Here is a 241-nt window from a genome sequence, read left to right on the forward strand (position 1 = left end):
TGAAGACGTTCTGAGCGGTCGGCAGCGCGGCGAGGATGACGACGATCAGCACCTCGGCCGACGAGAGTCCGCAGACGAACTCGGCCACCACCCATGCGATGAGCGGCATGGCGATCAGCTTGAGCGAGGTGGCGAAGATGATGTCGCGGCGGTGGCCGGGAGCACCGAGCACCCGTTGGCCGTGCAGGGAGATGCCGTAGCTGATGAGCAGCACCGGTACCGCAGCGTCGGCGATGAGCTG

Annotated in this window: 1 protein-coding gene; it reads right to left on the reverse strand. The window is 66.4% G+C overall.

Translation table 11 applies throughout. From position 1 onward, the window contains the following. A partial coding sequence (locus SB753_RS40750; protein WP_410805635.1) for an AEC family transporter occupies positions 1 to 241 on the reverse strand: 241 nt, incomplete at both ends.

It is taken from the genome of Paraburkholderia sp. SIMBA_053 (assembly GCF_046534895.1).
Lineage (GTDB): Bacteria > Pseudomonadota > Gammaproteobacteria > Burkholderiales > Burkholderiaceae > Paraburkholderia > Paraburkholderia caledonica.